Annotated in this window: 14 protein-coding genes; 6 read left to right on the forward strand and 8 right to left on the reverse strand. The window is 65.6% G+C overall.

Features of this window, described 5'->3' with window-relative positions; all coding sequences use genetic code 11:
* Nucleotides 1-13: 13 nt before the first annotated feature.
* Complete coding sequence (gene cobS / locus Q0C42_RS18195) at nucleotides 14-988, reverse strand: cobaltochelatase subunit CobS (RefSeq protein WP_295079678.1); 975 nt, start codon at nucleotides 986-988, stop codon at nucleotides 14-16.
* A gap of 176 nt (nucleotides 989-1164) precedes the next feature.
* Between cobS and msrB the strand changes: the two genes are divergently transcribed.
* The gene (gene msrB, locus Q0C42_RS18200) at nucleotides 1165-1605 is read left to right on the forward strand and encodes a peptide-methionine (R)-S-oxide reductase MsrB (RefSeq protein ID WP_295079299.1); all 441 of its coding nucleotides are present in this window, start codon (nucleotides 1165-1167) and stop codon (nucleotides 1603-1605) included.
* Between the two features lie 39 nt (nucleotides 1606-1644).
* Here the strand turns inward: msrB and Q0C42_RS18205 are convergent, their stop codons facing one another.
* Nucleotides 1645-2277, reverse strand: coding sequence for a DnaJ domain-containing protein (locus tag Q0C42_RS18205; protein ID WP_295079302.1), 633 nt, complete (start codon nucleotides 2275-2277; stop codon nucleotides 1645-1647).
* 74 nt (nucleotides 2278-2351) lie between these two features.
* Here Q0C42_RS18205 and Q0C42_RS18210 point away from each other — a divergent pair, with 74 nt between their 5' ends.
* Both Q0C42_RS18210 and Q0C42_RS18215 read left to right on the forward strand, forming a co-directional pair.
* Nucleotides 2352-2603, forward strand: coding sequence for a BolA family transcriptional regulator (locus Q0C42_RS18210; protein WP_295079305.1), 252 nt, complete (start codon nucleotides 2352-2354; stop codon nucleotides 2601-2603).
* Between the two features lie 68 nt (nucleotides 2604-2671).
* Nucleotides 2672-2902, forward strand: coding sequence for a hypothetical protein (locus Q0C42_RS18215; RefSeq protein ID WP_295079308.1), 231 nt, complete (start codon nucleotides 2672-2674; stop codon nucleotides 2900-2902).
* Between the two features lie 5 nt (nucleotides 2903-2907).
* On the opposite strand, the gene Q0C42_RS18220 is transcribed toward Q0C42_RS18215, so the two are convergent.
* Complete coding sequence (locus tag Q0C42_RS18220) at nucleotides 2908-4647, reverse strand: DUF1963 domain-containing protein (RefSeq protein ID WP_295079310.1); 1740 nt, start codon at nucleotides 4645-4647, stop codon at nucleotides 2908-2910.
* 211 nt (nucleotides 4648-4858) lie between these two features.
* Nucleotides 4859-7003, reverse strand: coding sequence for a malate synthase G (locus Q0C42_RS18225; RefSeq protein ID WP_295079313.1), 2145 nt, complete (start codon nucleotides 7001-7003; stop codon nucleotides 4859-4861).
* Nucleotides 7004-7206: 203 nt separating this feature from the next.
* Between Q0C42_RS18225 and Q0C42_RS18230 the strand changes: the two genes are divergently transcribed.
* The 3 genes from Q0C42_RS18230 to Q0C42_RS18240 are packed head-to-tail and all read left to right on the forward strand — an operon-like array spanning nucleotide 7207 to nucleotide 8932.
* Nucleotides 7207-7548: a helix-turn-helix transcriptional regulator gene (locus tag Q0C42_RS18230; protein WP_295079316.1), complete on the forward strand. Its 342-nt coding sequence runs from the start codon at nucleotides 7207-7209 to the stop codon at nucleotides 7546-7548.
* Nucleotides 7545-8045: an SRPBCC family protein gene (locus Q0C42_RS18235; RefSeq protein WP_295079319.1), complete on the forward strand. Its 501-nt coding sequence runs from the start codon at nucleotides 7545-7547 to the stop codon at nucleotides 8043-8045. The genes Q0C42_RS18230 and Q0C42_RS18235 overlap by 4 nt, the downstream gene beginning before the upstream one ends.
* Entirely contained in the window at nucleotides 8042-8932 is an 891-nt protein-coding gene (locus Q0C42_RS18240) for an SRPBCC domain-containing protein (protein WP_295079321.1), read from the forward strand. Before Q0C42_RS18235 ends, Q0C42_RS18240 begins: the two co-directional genes overlap by 4 nt.
* Here Q0C42_RS18240 and Q0C42_RS18245 read toward each other — a convergent pair whose 3' ends face one another.
* From Q0C42_RS18245 to Q0C42_RS18260, 4 genes are read right to left on the reverse strand one after another with little or no spacing between them, the layout of a single operon-like run.
* Entirely contained in the window at nucleotides 8933-9511 is a 579-nt protein-coding gene (locus Q0C42_RS18245) for a TetR family transcriptional regulator C-terminal domain-containing protein (RefSeq protein ID WP_295079324.1), read from the reverse strand.
* Entirely contained in the window at nucleotides 9511-11019 is a 1509-nt protein-coding gene (locus Q0C42_RS18250; RefSeq protein WP_295079327.1) for a trimethylamine methyltransferase family protein, read from the reverse strand. The genes Q0C42_RS18245 and Q0C42_RS18250 overlap by 1 nt, the downstream gene beginning before the upstream one ends.
* Nucleotides 11019-13043 (reverse strand): FAD-dependent oxidoreductase, encoded by a 2025-nt coding sequence (locus Q0C42_RS18255; protein WP_295079329.1) that lies wholly within the window; start codon nucleotides 13041-13043, stop codon nucleotides 11019-11021. The genes Q0C42_RS18250 and Q0C42_RS18255 overlap by 1 nt, the downstream gene beginning before the upstream one ends.
* A 57-nt stretch (nucleotides 13044-13100) precedes the next feature.
* The gene (locus Q0C42_RS18260; protein ID WP_295079332.1) at nucleotides 13101-14597 is read right to left on the reverse strand and encodes an FAD-binding domain-containing protein; all 1497 of its coding nucleotides are present in this window, start codon (nucleotides 14595-14597) and stop codon (nucleotides 13101-13103) included.
* Nucleotides 14598-14704: the final 107 nt, after the last annotated feature.

The raw sequence follows: 14704 nt of genomic DNA on the forward strand, positions 1-14704 counted from the left end.
CGCCCTTTCTGCATCACTTCATCGCCATGCTGGCCGCCGACTCCGGCAGCTCTTCGGCAAAGCAGCGCTGGTAGAACTCGGCCACGGTCTGGCGTTCCAGCTCGTCGCACTTGTTCAGGAAGGTCAGCCGGAAGGCATAGCCCACGTTGCGGAAGATCTCGGCGTTCTGCGCCCAGTTCAGCACCGTTCGCGGCGACATCACCGTCGACAGATCGCCGTTCATGAAGGCCGTCCGGGTCAGATCCGCGACGGTGACCATCTGGCTGATGACCTTGCGGCCCTTGTCGGTGTTGTAATGCGCGTTCTTCGCCAGCACGATCGCGGTTTCCGCGTCGTGGCTCAGATAGTTCAGCGTCGCGACCAGGGACCACCGGTCCATCTGCGCCTGGTTGATCTGCTGGACGCCGTGGTAAAGCCCCGTGGTGTCGCCCAGACCCACCGTGTTCGACGTCGCGAACAGCCGGAAATAGGGGTTCGGCGTGATGATCTCGTTCTGGTCCAGAAGCGTCAGCTTGCCGTCATGCTCCAGCACGCGCTGGATCACGAACATCACGTCCGCGCGGCCCGCGTCGTATTCGTCGAACACGATGGCCACCGCATTGCGCAGCGCCCAGGGCAGGATGCCCTCGTGGAACTCGGTCACCTGCTTGCCGTCGCGCAGCTTGATCGCATCCTTGCCGATCAGGTCGATCCGGCTGATGTGGCTGTCAAGGTTGACCCGCACGCAAGGCCAGTTCAGCCGCGCCGCGACCTGCTCGATATGGGTGGACTTCCCCGTACCGTGATAGCCCTGGATCATCACCCGACGGTTATAGGCAAAGCCCGCCAGAATCGCCAAAGTGGTGTCCGGGTCGAACTTGTAGGTCGGGTCGATCGCCGGCACGCGGTCGGTGCGCTCGGCGAAGCCCTTCACACGCATGTCGGTATCAATCCCGAACACATCGCGGACCGAGATTTCCTCGGTCGGTTTCATCGCCTGATCCAGCATCCTGTAGGTCCATCTTTCGCCGGCGACGCCCCATTGCACCGCACCGGTCATCCTTGGAACATAACGCCGGGGGGTTCAAGGGGAAGGGCAAGCTTCCCGTTTGCGTGATCCTGAAACTTGCGACTTCGTGCCGGCGTATCCCTGTCATACCCTGCCACAAACCAGGAGCCGCCCCGATGCACCGCCGCCTTTTTCTTGCAACGATCCTCGCCGCCCCGATGGCCCGCGCCGAAACCTTCGCGCTCAGCGACGCCGAATGGCGCGCGCGCCTTTCGGACCTTTCCTACCGCGTCCTGCGCGAGGAAGAGACGGAACGTCCCCACACCAGCCCGCTCAACATGGAAAATCGCCAAGGCACCTATCACTGCGCCGGCTGCGATCTCGCGGCGTTCAGCTCGGACACCAAATACGACAGCGGCACCGGCTGGCCCTCGTTCTGGAAGCCGCTGCCCGATGCCATCGCGACGCGCGAGGACGGCGGCATTTTCGGTGCCAGGACGGAAGTCCACTGCCGCCGCTGCGAAGGCCACTTCGGCCATGTGTTCGAGGACGGCCCCGCACCCACCGGCCTGCGCTACTGCATGAACGGTGCGGCGCTGACGTTCAGACTCGCCTAGTCTGGCCCGTCTAGTCTGGCCCGCCAAGTCCTGGACCGCCTAGTCCCGGAAATACCGGCTGTCCTTCAGCTGCTCCCAGGCCCAGACGACCTCCTGCAGCTGCTCCTCGTGGCTGCGGTCGCCGCCGTTCATGTCGGGGTGCAGCACCTTGATCAAGCCCTTGTAGACCTTGCGGATCTCGGTCTTCGACATCGTGTCGCGCGCGTCCAGGATCTCGACCGCCTTCCGCTCGGTCGCCGGCAGCTTCCGCGTCGCGGCCGAGCTGGGCCGCCCCGGATTCTGCGTCGCCTTCTCGCCCAGAAGCGCCATCGGATCGTTCACCCCCAGCCGCGCCCAGGCATTGCCGTCGCCGATCCGGCTGAAGGGCTTCGTCTCCCGCTCCCAGACCCGGTCCTTGTCCAGGAACTTCTGGAACTCATCGTCCGTGGTGCCCTGGAAGAAGTTCCATTTCAGATTGTACTCGCGGATGTGGTCCTTGCAGAACCAGAAGAACTCATCCAGCAGGTCCGGCGATTTCGGCGCGCGGAACGCCGCCTTCTCCTTGCAGCCGGGGTAATCGCAGGCCTTGTCCGCGGTGTCGAACGCCCCCGACATCCCGCGCCGCCCGGTTTTCTTGCGCTTCTTGTCAGCTGCGGCGCTGATGTTGAACTCGAATGGTGGGCGACTGGACATGCGAACTGGGCCTTTCCGACTCGGGGGCATGAGTTTAGGGCTTTTCCCAGAAGTTAGAAGGGGGCTGGCCTGACATGACGGTGAAAGACGAAATCGAGGACCGCCTGACCGCCGCCTTCCACCCCTCGGTGCTAAGGGTAGAAAACGAAAGCCACAAGCACGCAGGCCACGCGGGCGACGACGGTTCGGGCGCCAGCCACTTCCACATCACCATCCGGGCCGAGGCCTTCGCGCCGATGTCCCGCCTCGCCCGCCACCGCGCGGTGCAGGCCGCGCTGGGCGACCTCAACCAGCGCATCCACGCGATTGCGCTGGACATCGGGTAACGCCCGGCAGGGAACCGCACCCGTTCCGGGTCGTTGATCCAGCGATCTCCCATGAAAGGAGTCGCGCCATGTTCCCCCATCTTCGCATCTGGCTGGTCGTGATCTGGGTCTCGTCTGTCGCCGGTGCTGTCGTGATCGCGGGCCTCGCCTTCGGGCGGTATGAGCTTTCCACTTTCCTCTGGGCCGGCGTCGCCGGTGTCGTCATCGGCATCCCCGCGGCACTGCTGAACTGGGCTTACCTGCGTCCCAAGCGGTCGCGCGAGGTCGGGCTGATGGGCCAGGCACCGCCAAAGGGGTAGACGCGTCAGTTCCCCTCGAAGGTCATGTAGGCCCGGTCCCAGCGCCCGGCCTCCAGGTCCTTGGGACGGATCCAGAACTGCAGCACGCCCGCGTCCCCCCAGTAAAAGCCCGCGATATCGTCGCATTGCAGCTGCAACAGCAGCCGCGCGTCTTCGTTGTCTTCTGCGGCGACCTGAACGCTGTCCGGGCAACCGAACATCTGGTGGTTTCCCCGGTCATAGGGTTGCCGCCAGGGGCCATTGATCGCCTCGCGAACGGCGTCCGGCAGTGTCGTGAACAGATCGTCCCCAGCCACCGCCATCACCAGAAGGGTTTCGTCGACACCGTCCTTCAAATATCGATGGATCTGATGGGTGCGCTCAAGATGTGCGCTGCCAAGGCCTTGTGAGGCGGTCCAGGGCGCCAGCAACGGCGCGAGCATCGCCTGTTCGGCCTCGGTCAGGGGTGCCCACCGGTTCCCACCTTGCGCCCAGGCGTCCATCGTCTCCAGTTCCTCGACCAGCTGCCGGGTCGCGGCCGGAAAATCGGCAAGGATGCTGTCCAGCCGCTTCAGCGCCGCTTTTGTGTTGTCCAGCCGCGCTTGCAAGACCTCACGCTCCGTGGTCTCGCCCGCAAGTTTTTCGGTCAAGCTCTTGATGCGGTTTGGATAACTGGCCTGCACCTTGCGCAACTCCTTCTCCGCTGCCCCGCCCGAACCAAGCGCGATCCGCGCTCCCCGCAGAAAGCGCAGCAAGCTATCCCGGTTCCACGGGCGCTTCGGGTCTGGCATTGCCTCTTCGAACAGGCTTGCGCTCAGGTTGTACTGGCGGCCTGGGCCAAGCGCAGCTTCGACCTCGGCCTTGAACGCCTTCGGGTCTGTCCGGCCCGAGGCGCTGATCGGAACAAGCTGCATGGCCATCCGGGGATAAAGGCGCTGATCATCGCCGGGCTCACCGCGCCGAATAGGGCCACCGAAGCTATGGTTCATCACCTGGGGCAGCGGGCCAGGAGGTTGGGTCGGCAGGCCGGGCTTCGCCACGCGGACCACCCGACCGATCCAGTCCCCCCTTTCGGGAAGTGCGGCAAAGAACGCCAGGCTGCCATCCTGTGGCAGGCCCGGAACCTTTACCGCTTCCGCTAGCCCCGTCAGGGCGATCTGGGCCAGGGGCGTCATGGGCTGGCCATCCTGGTCCAGCGGCCAGACCGCATCGCCCAAGGCAGGTAGTCCGCCGAACCAGCTTTCGCCGTCGCGCGTCACGTCGAAGCCCGGTCTGCGAGCGGCCCGCGCAAGCACGATTGCTGACCCATCATGCAGCGACGGTTGGCCTGAGGCCGGACCCCTCGACAACGACGAAGCCTCGGGCAGCGCAGATACCGGGGCGGATGGGGGAGACTTTGCCGTCGTGCGGCGCTCCTTCACCGCAAGGCGCAGGGATGGATAAAGCTGTTTGGCCGTGTGGTTCTTGCCGTACCGCCGGTAAAGGGCTTCCAGCCACGCGGCATCTTCCGCAGGCAGCGGGCGCTTTGCCTCGGTCTCCGCCACGCAGCGCCGGGCACGCAAGAGCTCGTCATCCGTCATCTTGCTGAAGATGTTGGGCGTCAACTGGGACGCCACAACCGCACCCACAACGGCAAGGACGATCCAGGCCACCAGCCCCACTGCCGTCGCGAGAAACGACCAATTGCCGACGAGCCATGCCAGAATAAGAGCCGGACCAACAAGAAGATAGGAAATCGTCAGAACCCGAGAAATGCTTTGGCCCATTAACCTCTCCAACAAACGCAGATGACTGGCGATAGGGATGCGCCTTGACGCACCATGCGCCAATTTCTTACGTCTTCCTGCTTCTTGGGCAATGGCAAACCTGTCGCCAGCTTGAAATCGATTACTGAAGAGGTCGCGTTAACAAACTCCTAACGCCCGCAGACAACCCCTTGAAATCAAACGCCCCGCGAAGCTGCCCACGCGCGGGCACTCACCCCGCCTTCACCCGCAGCCGCCAGGCATGGAGGAGGGGTTCGGTGTACCCCGAAGGCTGCTCTCGCCCCTTGAAAACCAGATCGCAGGCCGCCTGGAAGGCCGCCCCCTGGAAGGCCGGGGCCAGCGGTCGATACAGGGGATCGCCCGCATTCTGCCGGTCCACCACGGCAGCCATCTTCTTCATCGCCTCCATCACCTCGGCCTCGCTGACCACCCCGTGATGGAGCCAGTTCGCCACATGCTGGGCCGAGATCCGGCAGGTCGCCCGGTCCTCCATCAGCCCGACATCGTTCACGTCCGGCACCTTCGAACAACCGACCCCCTGGTCGATCCAGCGGACCACGTAGCCCAGAATTCCCTGCGCGTTGTTCTCCACCTCCCGCAGCACCTGCGCCCGGTTCCATGCCTGGAAGCTCGCCAGCGGGATGTCCAGGATCCCGTCCACATGCGCCCGCCGCCCCCCCTTGGCCAGCCGCGCCTGCACCGCGAAGACGTCGACCTTGTGGTAGTGAAGCGCATGGAGGGTCGCGGCGGTGGGCGAGGGCACCCAGGCCGTATTCGCCCCCGCGCGGGGATGGGCGATCTTCTCGTCCAGCATCGCCGCCATCAGGTCCGGCATCGCCCACATCCCCTTGCCGATCTGCGCGCGACCCGACAGCCCGCACTCCAGCCCGATATCGACGTTCAGGTTCTCATAGGCCGTGATCCAGGACTTTCGCTTGATGAAATCCTTCCGGCTGAAGGCTCCGGCTTCCATCGAGGTATGAATCTCATCCCCGGTCCGGTCCAGGAAACCGGTGTTGATGAAGGCAACCCGCCCCTTCGCCGCCCGGATGCATTCCTTGAGGTTGACCGAGGTCCGCCGCTCCTCGTCCATGATCCCCAGCTTGACCGTGGCGACGGGCAGCCCCAACACCTCCTCCACCCGCGCCATCACGGCGTCGGAGAAAGCCACTTCCTCCGGCCCATGCATCTTCGGCTTCACCACGTAGACCGACCCGAGGACGGAGTTCCGCATGCCCTCGGACTTCTTCAGGTCATGCAGCGCGATCGCCACCGTCACCATCGCGTCCATCAGCCCTTCGGGCACCTCCGACCCATCCGGCAACAGGATCGCTGGGTTGGTCATCAGGTGGCCCACGTTCCGGATCCACATCAGCGCGCGGCCCTTCAGGGTGAAGGGGCTGCCCGCAGGGTCCAGGTATTCCCGGTCCGCCGCCAGCCGACGCTCTACCGTGCGACCTCCCTTCTCGAAGGCCTCCGACAGCGTGCCCTTCATCAGGCCCAGCCAGTTCCGGTAGGCACCCACCTTGTCTTGGGCATCGACGCAAGCGACCGAATCCTCGCAGTCCATGATCGCCGTCAGCGCGCTTTCCAGCTGGACGTCGGCCAGCAGCGCCTGATCCCGCGAGCCGATGAAATGCGCCCGGTCGAAGACCAGCTCCACATGCAAGCCGTTGTTCCGAAGCAGCACCGCGTCGGGGGCCTTCGGGTTTCCCCGGTAGCCTGCGAACTTCGACGGGTCCACCAGCGGCAGGTCATCGACCAGAAGCGCGCCGTCCTTCACCACATAACGCCGCACGTCGGCATGGCTGGCCCCTCCAATCGGAAACGCCTCATCCAGAAAGACCCGCGAGCGCGCGACGACGCGGGCGCCGCGGCCCCGCTCATACCCACCGGACGGGGGCAGGGAGCCCATTGCATCCGTTCCGTAAAGGCAGTCGTAGAGGCTCCCCCAACGGGCGTTGGCGGCGTTCAGGGCGTAGCGGGCGTTCGTCACCGGCACGACCAGCTGCGGACCGGGAATCTTCGCGACTTCCGGGTCGACGTTGGTCGTCTCGATGCTGAAGGTCGGACCCTCGGGCAAGAGGTAGCCAATCTCGGCCAGGAACGCCTTGTAGGCAGCGTGGTCATGCGGCTGACCGCGACGCGCAACGTGCCACGCATCGATCTTGGCCTGCAGCGCGTCCCGCTTTGCCAGAAGCGCCCGGTTCTGCGGTGCGAAGTCGGCCAGCAGCCCGGCAAAGCCCGACCAGAACGTCTCGGCCTTGATCCCCGAACCCGGAAGCGCCTCGTCCTCCAGAAAGTGCGCAAGCACTGCGTCCACCTGAAGCCCCGCCCGGTCGATCCGCTTGGTCATCGCACGTCCCCCACTGCCCGTTCGGGCGCTTGTATGCTGTGGCACACAATAGGCGACCGGACGGGGTTTCAGCAAGGAAAGCAGGGTCCGAATCTTCAAGGAGGCCCGCAAATCACTTGTCGCGAATTCCAGAAGATGCGAAACTTTGCCGATTGGCTAAGTTTTGCCTTTCGGGGCGCAGCAAAGGGTGTATAGTTAGCGACATGGCTAAGCATGATCCCCACCTCGACCTCCTGTTCCACGCGCTTTCGGATCCGACCCGGCGCATGATGCTGAACCGTCTGGCCAAGGGTCCGGCGCCGGTGACGGAACTGGCCGGACCATCGGGATTTAAGCTTCCGACAATCCTTCGGCACCTGTCGGTGCTGGAGGAGGCGGGGCTTGTCTCGACCCAGAAGGACGGGCGGGTCCGGTCTTGCGCCTTCCAGCCAAAGGCTTTGCAGCCGATGACCGACTGGATGGACGATCAGCGCAAGCTTTGGGAGGGGCGGCTGGATCGGCTGGACGACTATGTGACGAAACTCATGAAGGAACGCGAAAAATGACCCCGGAAATGACGCCTGATATCGTCCCGAACCTCAACCCCGAGCTGGACCTTGTGCTGACCCGCGAAGTCAACGCCCCGCGCGAGATCCTGTACATGTGCTGGACCACGCCCGAGCATCTGGTGCACTGGTTCGTGCCAAAACCGCACAAGGTGACCTCTTGCGAGCTGGACGTGCGGGTCGGTGGCAAGTGCAACACGACATTCAACGTCGAGGGCAACGAGATGCAGAACAATGGCGTCTATCTTGAAGTCGTGCCCAACGAAAAGCTCGTGTTTACCGACGCTTATACCGAAGGCTGGAAGCCCGCACCCGAGCCTTTCATGACCGCGATCCTGACCTTCGAAGACATCGGCGGCGGCCGCACCAAGTACACCGCCATCGCCCGGCATCGCAACGCGGACACGGCGAAGGCGCACAAGGACATGGGCTTCTACGACGGCTGGGGCACGGTGGTCACCCAGCTTGAGGAATACGCCCAGGGCCTGAAATCATGAGCCGCGATGAGGTGGGCGACCGCTTCGCCACCCTGACGTTCCAGCGCACGGTCGCGGCCCCCTTGGCGACGCTGTATGCGGCCTGGACCTCTCCCGCCGCCCGTGCGGTCTGGGCTTCCCCGGCGCCGTCAGTGACGGTGGAGTTCCTCGAAGCCGACAGCAGGGTCGGGGGCCGCGAGGTCTCGCTGTGCAAGGTGGCGGGAGAGCCGGACATCCGGGTCGAGGCCGGTTGGCTGGACCTAGTGCCCGAAGCCCGGACCGTGGGCTACGAGGTCGTCTCACGCGAGGGCGAGAACCTGTCGGCCGCCTTGTCCACGGCCGAGTTCGCGGGCGACGGGGACGGAAGCAGGATTACTGTGACCGTACAGCTTGCCTCGCTGGCAGCCGACATGGCGGCGGGCTACCGGCAAGGCTTTGACGCTGGCATCGCGAACCTGAGCGCTGTGGCTGAACGGACGATGCTGCTGCAACGGGTGATCAAGGCCCCGGTCCCGGTGGTCTGGGGCGCCTGGATGAACGCGGAGTCCCTGCCGAAGTGGTGGGGGCCGGACGGGTTTTCGTGCAAGACCTCACGCATCGATCTGCGGGCCGGGGGAGAATGGGTCTTCGACATGATCGCGCCGGACGGGACGGTCTTTCCAAACCACCACAAGTACGGCGCGGTGATCCCAGGGTCGCGGCTGGACTACACGCTCCACTGGGGCGAGAACGGGCCGAAGCATGCCGACGCCTGGGCCAGTTTCGAGGACGTGGACGGTGCCACGAAGGTGACGCTGGGCATGGTGATGGCAACCGCCAGGGAGTATCAGGACGCCAAGGGCTTCGGCGCGGTGGAGCTTGGCTTGCAAACCTTGGGCAAGCTGGCGCGGGCGGTCGGGGCCGAGTGATCAGCCCAGATGCGGCTCGAGGAAGGTCCGACAGGCCTCCTTCGCGTCGGCGGGCGGCATCGCGTCCGGATCAAGGCAGTGCTGCAGGCACAGCCCGTCGATCAGGCAGATCAGGGACCTGGCAAGGTGGCGGGCATCAACGGTCCGCCCCCTTGCTTGTGCAACTGCGGCTATCGCCTCGGTGACCTGCGCCAGATAGGCCTCGTACTGCCGCCGGTGCTCGTCGCGCAGGGCAGGGGTGTTGGCAATCTGACCCCAAAGCGCCACCCAGGCATTCAGCGTATCGCGGTTGAAGGCCTTGGGGGCAAAGCTGCTGTCGATCAGGACGTCGATCCGGGTTTCGGCGGGAAGGGGGGATAGGTCCGGCGTCGTCTCGCGGTAAAGCCGGGCATAGACCGCCGCCAAGAGCCCGGCCATCGAGCCGAAGTGGTGCAGGATCAACCCGCGGGACACCCCGGCCGCGGCGCAGATCTTGTCCACGGTGAATTCCTGGATGCCCCCCTTCGCCAGCCCGGCCAGAGCCACATCCATCAGCTGAGCGCGGCGGTCCCCGCTGGAAAGCCTGGTGAACCGCGCCATCAGTTCGTCGGGGCCCCGCCCTCGGCCTTGCGGCGGGCGACGAAATCCTCCAGCGCCGCGCGAATGCCCTCGTCCAGCGGGGGTTCCTCGTAATGGGTCAAAAGGTCCTTCCAGATCCGGTTTGCCCGCTGCGGCGCCTCCTCTGACCCCCGCGCCTGCCAGGTCGGGTAGTTGTCCCAGTTCGATAGCATCGGCGCATGAAAGGCGGTTTCGTACTGCGCCATCGTCTGGGCGGTGCCGAAGAAGTGGCCGCCCACGCCAGCCTCGGCGATGGCCTCCAGTGACAGCGCCTCGTCGTTGACCGCGATGGGCCGGAAGTAGGACTGCATCATCCCCAGAAGCTCGGCGTCGAGGATCAGCTTCTCGAAGCTTGCGGTCAGGCCGCCGTGCATCCAGCCCGCCCCGTGGTTCACCAGATGCGCGCCGCCCATCAGGCAGCCCCAGAGCGACATCATCGATTCGTAGGCCGCCTGAGCATCCAAGGCATTGGCCGCGGTGGTGTTCGACGACCGGAAGGGCACCCCGATCCTGCGGGCAAGTTGCCCCGACGCCTGCGCGGCCTTGGCATATTCCGGCGTGCCGAAGGCAGGCGCGCCGGTCTTCATGTCCACGTTCGAGGTGAACCCGCCATACATCACCGGCACGCCTGGCCGGACGATCTGGGTCAGAACAACACCAAACATCGCCTCGGCGTGCTGCAACACCAGCGCCCCCGCCAGACTGACGGGTGCCATTGCGCCGGCCAAGGTGAAGGGTGTCACGATCGCCACCTGCCCGTGTTCGGCCAGCGCGATCAGTCCCTGGCTCATCGGGTCGTCCAGCTGCCGGGGCGAGTTGGTGTTGATCACGCCCATCATCATCGGTTGCCGCGCGAGGTCGTCCAGCGACCAGCCCATCGCCAGCGCCGCCATATTGATGCCGTCCATCGTCCGCTCGCGCCCCAGCGCGTTCAGCTGCCAACTTTTGTCCAGAAGCGTGATCTGGCTGAGGTAAAGGTCCAGGTGGCGCGTCGCGGCAGGCAGGTCCATCGGCTCCAGCGGCCCGCCGGATTCCTGCTGGACGATGTTGAGGCTGTGGCACAGGCGCAGGAAATCCTGCATGTCCTGCAAGGTCCCGTCGCGCCGCCCACGGTCGATGTCCATCACATAGGCCGGTCCGCCAACGGATGCGAAGACCATGTCGTTGCCGCCGAAGCGCAGGTCCTTGGCGCGGTTCCGGGCTGCAATCCGAAACCTGGGCGGCACGGTCGCCAGCCGCTCTTCGATCAACCCGGCGTCGGGAAAGACCATGTTTCCCTCGACCCGCGCCCCGGACTGGCGGAACAGGTCCAGCGCCCGCCCGTTCAGCACCCGCATGCCTTGCGTTTCCAGCAAGGTCAGTGCCGCCTGGTGGATCGCCTCTACCTGGTCGTCGGACAGGACCCGGATCGGCTCATAGCCCCGCGGGACCTGACCGAAGGGGGGCTGCGGGATGGCGTTCGGGGTCCGGGCGGGACGGCGCTGGCGCATCAGGTGGTCCTTTCCGGCGCACGTTCCCGGCGCGGTGGCAGGTCGGGTTCGACCAAGAGCCGCGCATGGCGGTGGGCGGAATGGACTGCATCGGCGATGGAGGACGGCGTCAGGCAATCACCCACACGGGCGGCGGTGATGCCCTGGCTAATCAACGCGTCGTAGAGCGAAGCGTCAGGCACGCGCCCGGTGCAGAGGATCAGCGTCCCGCAGGGCAGGGGCTCTTCCCGGCCGGTATAGACGCAGGCCAGAGTGATCTCCCCACCATTCAGCCCTTTCAATGACTTGAGCGGATGCAGCTGCACCCCCGCCTCGATCAGCCGGGCCTGCAGGAAATCCTGCTCGTTGGTCATCACCGTCCAGGAAGACGCGACCGAAGCCGTGGTCACGTAGTGGACCTCATGCCCCGCGGCGGCCAGCTTTTCGGCCAGCGCGCCGGCCATGACGTAGTGTTCATCGTCGTAGATCACGACCGGACCAAAGACCGCCGCCCCCGCGAACACGTCGTCCGGCGTCAGCGCCTTGGGAAAAGCGCCATGTCGCATGGCGTAAACGCCAACTCCATCGCGCCGCCAGTGCGAGCCAGTTGCCAGCACCACATGGTCCGCCCCGAACTCCGCCACATCCGCCGCAGACATCCGGCTCGCCGGGAACAGCTCGACGTTCGGCAGTTTTCCCATCATGTGCAGCCGCCAGTCCCGGACCCGCATCCAGGTCTGCAACCCCGGCAGCGTCGCTTCACGCAGAAGTCGCCCGCCGAACTGATCCGACGCCTCGGCCAGCGTCACCTCCAGCCCGCGCCGTCCCAGCGTCAAGGCAGCCTCGAGTCCCGCCGGACCGCCGCCGATCACCAGCGCCTTCTCGCGCTTCGGATGCACCGCGATCCGCTCCGGATGCCAGCCGCGCCGCCATTCCTCGCCCATCGTCGGGTTCTGCGTGCAGCGCAAGGGAACGCCTTCGTTGTTGGCCGCCCGGCAAATGTTGCAGCCGATGCACTCACGGATCTCGTCTTCTCGGCCCTCCCTGATCTTTGCAGGCAGAAATGGATCGGCGATGGAGGGCCGTGCCGCGCCGATGAAATCCTGAACCCCGCGCCGGATCTGGCTGACCATCCGGTCTGGCGTGGTGAAGCGTCCCACCGACACCACCGGCTTGGTCGTCAGGCTTTTGACGAAGGCGACGTTCTCCTCCTGAAACCCCTCGGCCGAAAACCGGGCCGACCGCGAGTCATTCCCCAAAGCCCCCGCCACGTTCACATCCCAAAGGTCGGGGAGTTCTGCCAGTATTTCAATGACTTCCCGGCCCTCGCCTTCCGAGGTGATCCCCTCCGGACCGTGCAACTCGTCCACCGCAAGCCGAACGGCCACGGCGCAGGTGTCGCCGACGGCGTCCTTGGTGTCTTCGATCATCTCGCGCAGAAGGCGCACCCGGTTTTCCAGCGACCCGCCATAGGCGTCCCCCCGGTGATTGGAGCGGCGCGAGAGGAACTGGAAGGGCAGGTAGTCGTGTCCGGCATAGACATAGACGATGTCGAACCCCGCGCGCTTCGCCCGCTTGGCTGCATCCCGCTGCCAGCCCCGGAAGGCGCGGATGTCCGAAAGGTCCATCGCCCGCGCCGTCGCGGGCAGGTGGTAAAGCGCGGGCTGCACGTCCGGCGCGATCCCCGGCACCCGCGTCATCCGGTTCGAGGCATGGGCACCGCCATGCCAAAGCTCGATCCCGGCCAATGACCCATGCGCATGGATAGCATCCGCCGTCAGGGCCAGCGGTGCGATGTCGTCGTCGTCCCAAAGCGTCAGGAAGGCATAGGGGCTGTCATCCGAACTTGGATGGATCGAGCAGTATTCCGTGCAAACGACCCCCCAACCGCCCTCGGCCTTCACGCCCCGCAAGGCCGCTCCGGATTGCGGGCGCTGCCAGCCAAAGCCGGTGGCATGCGGGGTCTGGTAGAAGCGGTTCGGGGCGGTGACGGGGCCGATGCGGACGGCATCGAATAGGATGTCATAGCGCGGGTCGCGGGGCATCGGGTCACCCTTGTTGAATGACCGTACAGTAAGTGGGGCGCGCCTTGAGTCAAGCGTTCAGAAAGGCAGGGACAGCTGGGCCTGCGGGGGTTTCTTCACCGGTCGCCGCCCCTCGCGGTTGCCGGATCGGCTGGCATGGCGCTGGACGATCTGACCGGCCACTTCGGCAAACCCTGCCGACTTGCGGGCAGACCAGATCAGGTCCCGCGCCTCACGTGCGGCAGAGGCCACGTCGATAATCGGCTCTGGGTAGCGGTGACCCAGCAGCCGCCGCGCCTCGGGCCAGAGCCAGGGTTCCTGCAGGAAAGCGTCCGGCACCGCGGCCAGTTCGGGTAGCCAGCGCCGGGTGAATGCGCCCGTTGGGTCCTGGTCCAGCCCCTGTTTCACCGGGTTGTAGATCCGGGGGATGTTGATCCCCGTCGTCCCAGACTGCATCTGCACCTGCGGCCAGTGGATGCCGGGCTCGTAATCGGTGAACATCCGCGCCAGATGCGCGCCGGTCGCCCGCCAATCCAGCCACAGGTGATAGGAGGCGACCGAAATCACCATCGCCCGCATCCGGAAGTTCAGCCACCCCGTCGCCCGTACATAGCGCAGGCAGGCATCCAAGAACGGCAACCCGGTTTCGCCATTCTCCCAAGCCGCAAGACGCGCCGCATCCGTCTCGCGCGGTCGTGTCACCGCCACGGGATGCAGGTCACGCAGTTCGATGGAGGGCTGGTCCTCCAGCTTTTGCATGAAGTGGTCCCGCCAGGCCAGCCGCGACTGAAAGCTGGACAGCGATCCGCCCCACCTGCTACCCGGCTTTTCCGCCTGCCGCGCCGCCGTAGCCTGCACCACCTCGCGGATGGAGAGCGACCCCAAAGCGAAATGCGGGGACAGCCGCGAACAGGCCCGCTCGGCCGACAGGGGGGAGGACATGGCCACCCGGTAAGGCTCGCCCCGGCGGCTGAGGAAGGTCTCCACCAACTCCAGCCCGCGAGCGCGCCCGCCAAGCTGGCGGTGCGGGCAGGGGTCGGGTGCCAGCTTCAACGCGCGGGCCGTCGGGATCAGCCCCGGTTCCACCCCCGCCAACGCGCGAAGGGCAGGGACGGGCAGCACCGGCCGAGCCATGAACCCGTCCCGGCTGGCCGCCCAGATGTCCCGCGTCGGCAAGCGGCGCACCACGCCCGACTGCGGGACTTCCACCCACTCCACCCCAGCGCCTTTGGCCCAAGCGGCAACCCGCCGGTCGCGGCCGTAGGTCCAGAGGTTCCCGGTCTCTTCATGGCTGACGATGCGGGTGATCCCGTGCCGCTGGCACAGACCTGCCAGCACCTGAACCGCATCGCCCACCCGCACAACCAGCGGCGCGCCGATGCCGCCCAAAGCTTCCCGCAGGTCCACCAGGGATTCCGCCACCAGATCCCACTGGCGGGCCGAGGCGTCCGGCTGCAACCACAGGTCAGGCTCGACCACATAGACTGGCAGCACCGACCCCAGCTCTGCGGCCAGCGTCAGCGCCGGATGGTCGTGGATGCGCAGGTCGCGCTTGAGCCAGACGAGAACATTCATGGAACATAGATGTAGTCAGCCGCGGGGATTCGTAAAGCGGCAAACGACTGTTACCGGCCTCCCCCTTGCGCCGCGCGCCATTCCCCGTAGCTTCTGTAACAAATGGA

Origin of the sequence: Tabrizicola sp., assembly GCF_022842145.1 — a bacterium.
Taxonomy (GTDB): Bacteria; Pseudomonadota; Alphaproteobacteria; order Rhodobacterales; family Rhodobacteraceae; genus Tabrizicola.

Excerpts from the sequence above, each read along its gene's own strand:
- Q0C42_RS18250 (WP_295079327.1), bottom strand. The coding sequence starts at position 11,019 with ATGCGCCAGCGCCGTCCCGCCCGGACCCCGAACGCCATCCCGCAGCCC.
- Q0C42_RS18245 (WP_295079324.1), bottom strand. The coding sequence starts at position 9,511 with ATGGCGCGGTTCACCAGGCTTTCCAGCGGGGACCGCCGCGCTCAGCTG.
- msrB (WP_295079299.1), top strand. The coding sequence starts at position 1,165 with ATGCACCGCCGCCTTTTTCTTGCAACGATCCTCGCCGCCCCGATGGCC.
- Q0C42_RS18260 (WP_295079332.1), bottom strand. The coding sequence starts at position 14,597 with ATGAATGTTCTCGTCTGGCTCAAGCGCGACCTGCGCATCCACGACCAT.
- cobS (WP_295079678.1), bottom strand. The coding sequence starts at position 988 with ATGCTGGATCAGGCGATGAAACCGACCGAGGAAATCTCGGTCCGCGAT.
- Q0C42_RS18205 (WP_295079302.1), bottom strand. The coding sequence starts at position 2,277 with ATGTCCAGTCGCCCACCATTCGAGTTCAACATCAGCGCCGCAGCTGAC.
- Q0C42_RS18210 (WP_295079305.1), top strand. The coding sequence starts at position 2,352 with ATGACGGTGAAAGACGAAATCGAGGACCGCCTGACCGCCGCCTTCCAC.
- Q0C42_RS18230 (WP_295079316.1), top strand. The coding sequence starts at position 7,207 with ATGGCTAAGCATGATCCCCACCTCGACCTCCTGTTCCACGCGCTTTCG.
- Q0C42_RS18240 (WP_295079321.1), top strand. The coding sequence starts at position 8,042 with ATGAGCCGCGATGAGGTGGGCGACCGCTTCGCCACCCTGACGTTCCAG.
- Q0C42_RS18235 (WP_295079319.1), top strand. The coding sequence starts at position 7,545 with ATGACCCCGGAAATGACGCCTGATATCGTCCCGAACCTCAACCCCGAG.
- Q0C42_RS18255 (WP_295079329.1), bottom strand. The coding sequence starts at position 13,043 with ATGCCCCGCGACCCGCGCTATGACATCCTATTCGATGCCGTCCGCATC.
- Q0C42_RS18225 (WP_295079313.1), bottom strand. The coding sequence starts at position 7,003 with ATGACCAAGCGGATCGACCGGGCGGGGCTTCAGGTGGACGCAGTGCTT.
- Q0C42_RS18215 (WP_295079308.1), top strand. The coding sequence starts at position 2,672 with ATGTTCCCCCATCTTCGCATCTGGCTGGTCGTGATCTGGGTCTCGTCT.
- Q0C42_RS18220 (WP_295079310.1), bottom strand. The coding sequence starts at position 4,647 with ATGGGCCAAAGCATTTCTCGGGTTCTGACGATTTCCTATCTTCTTGTT.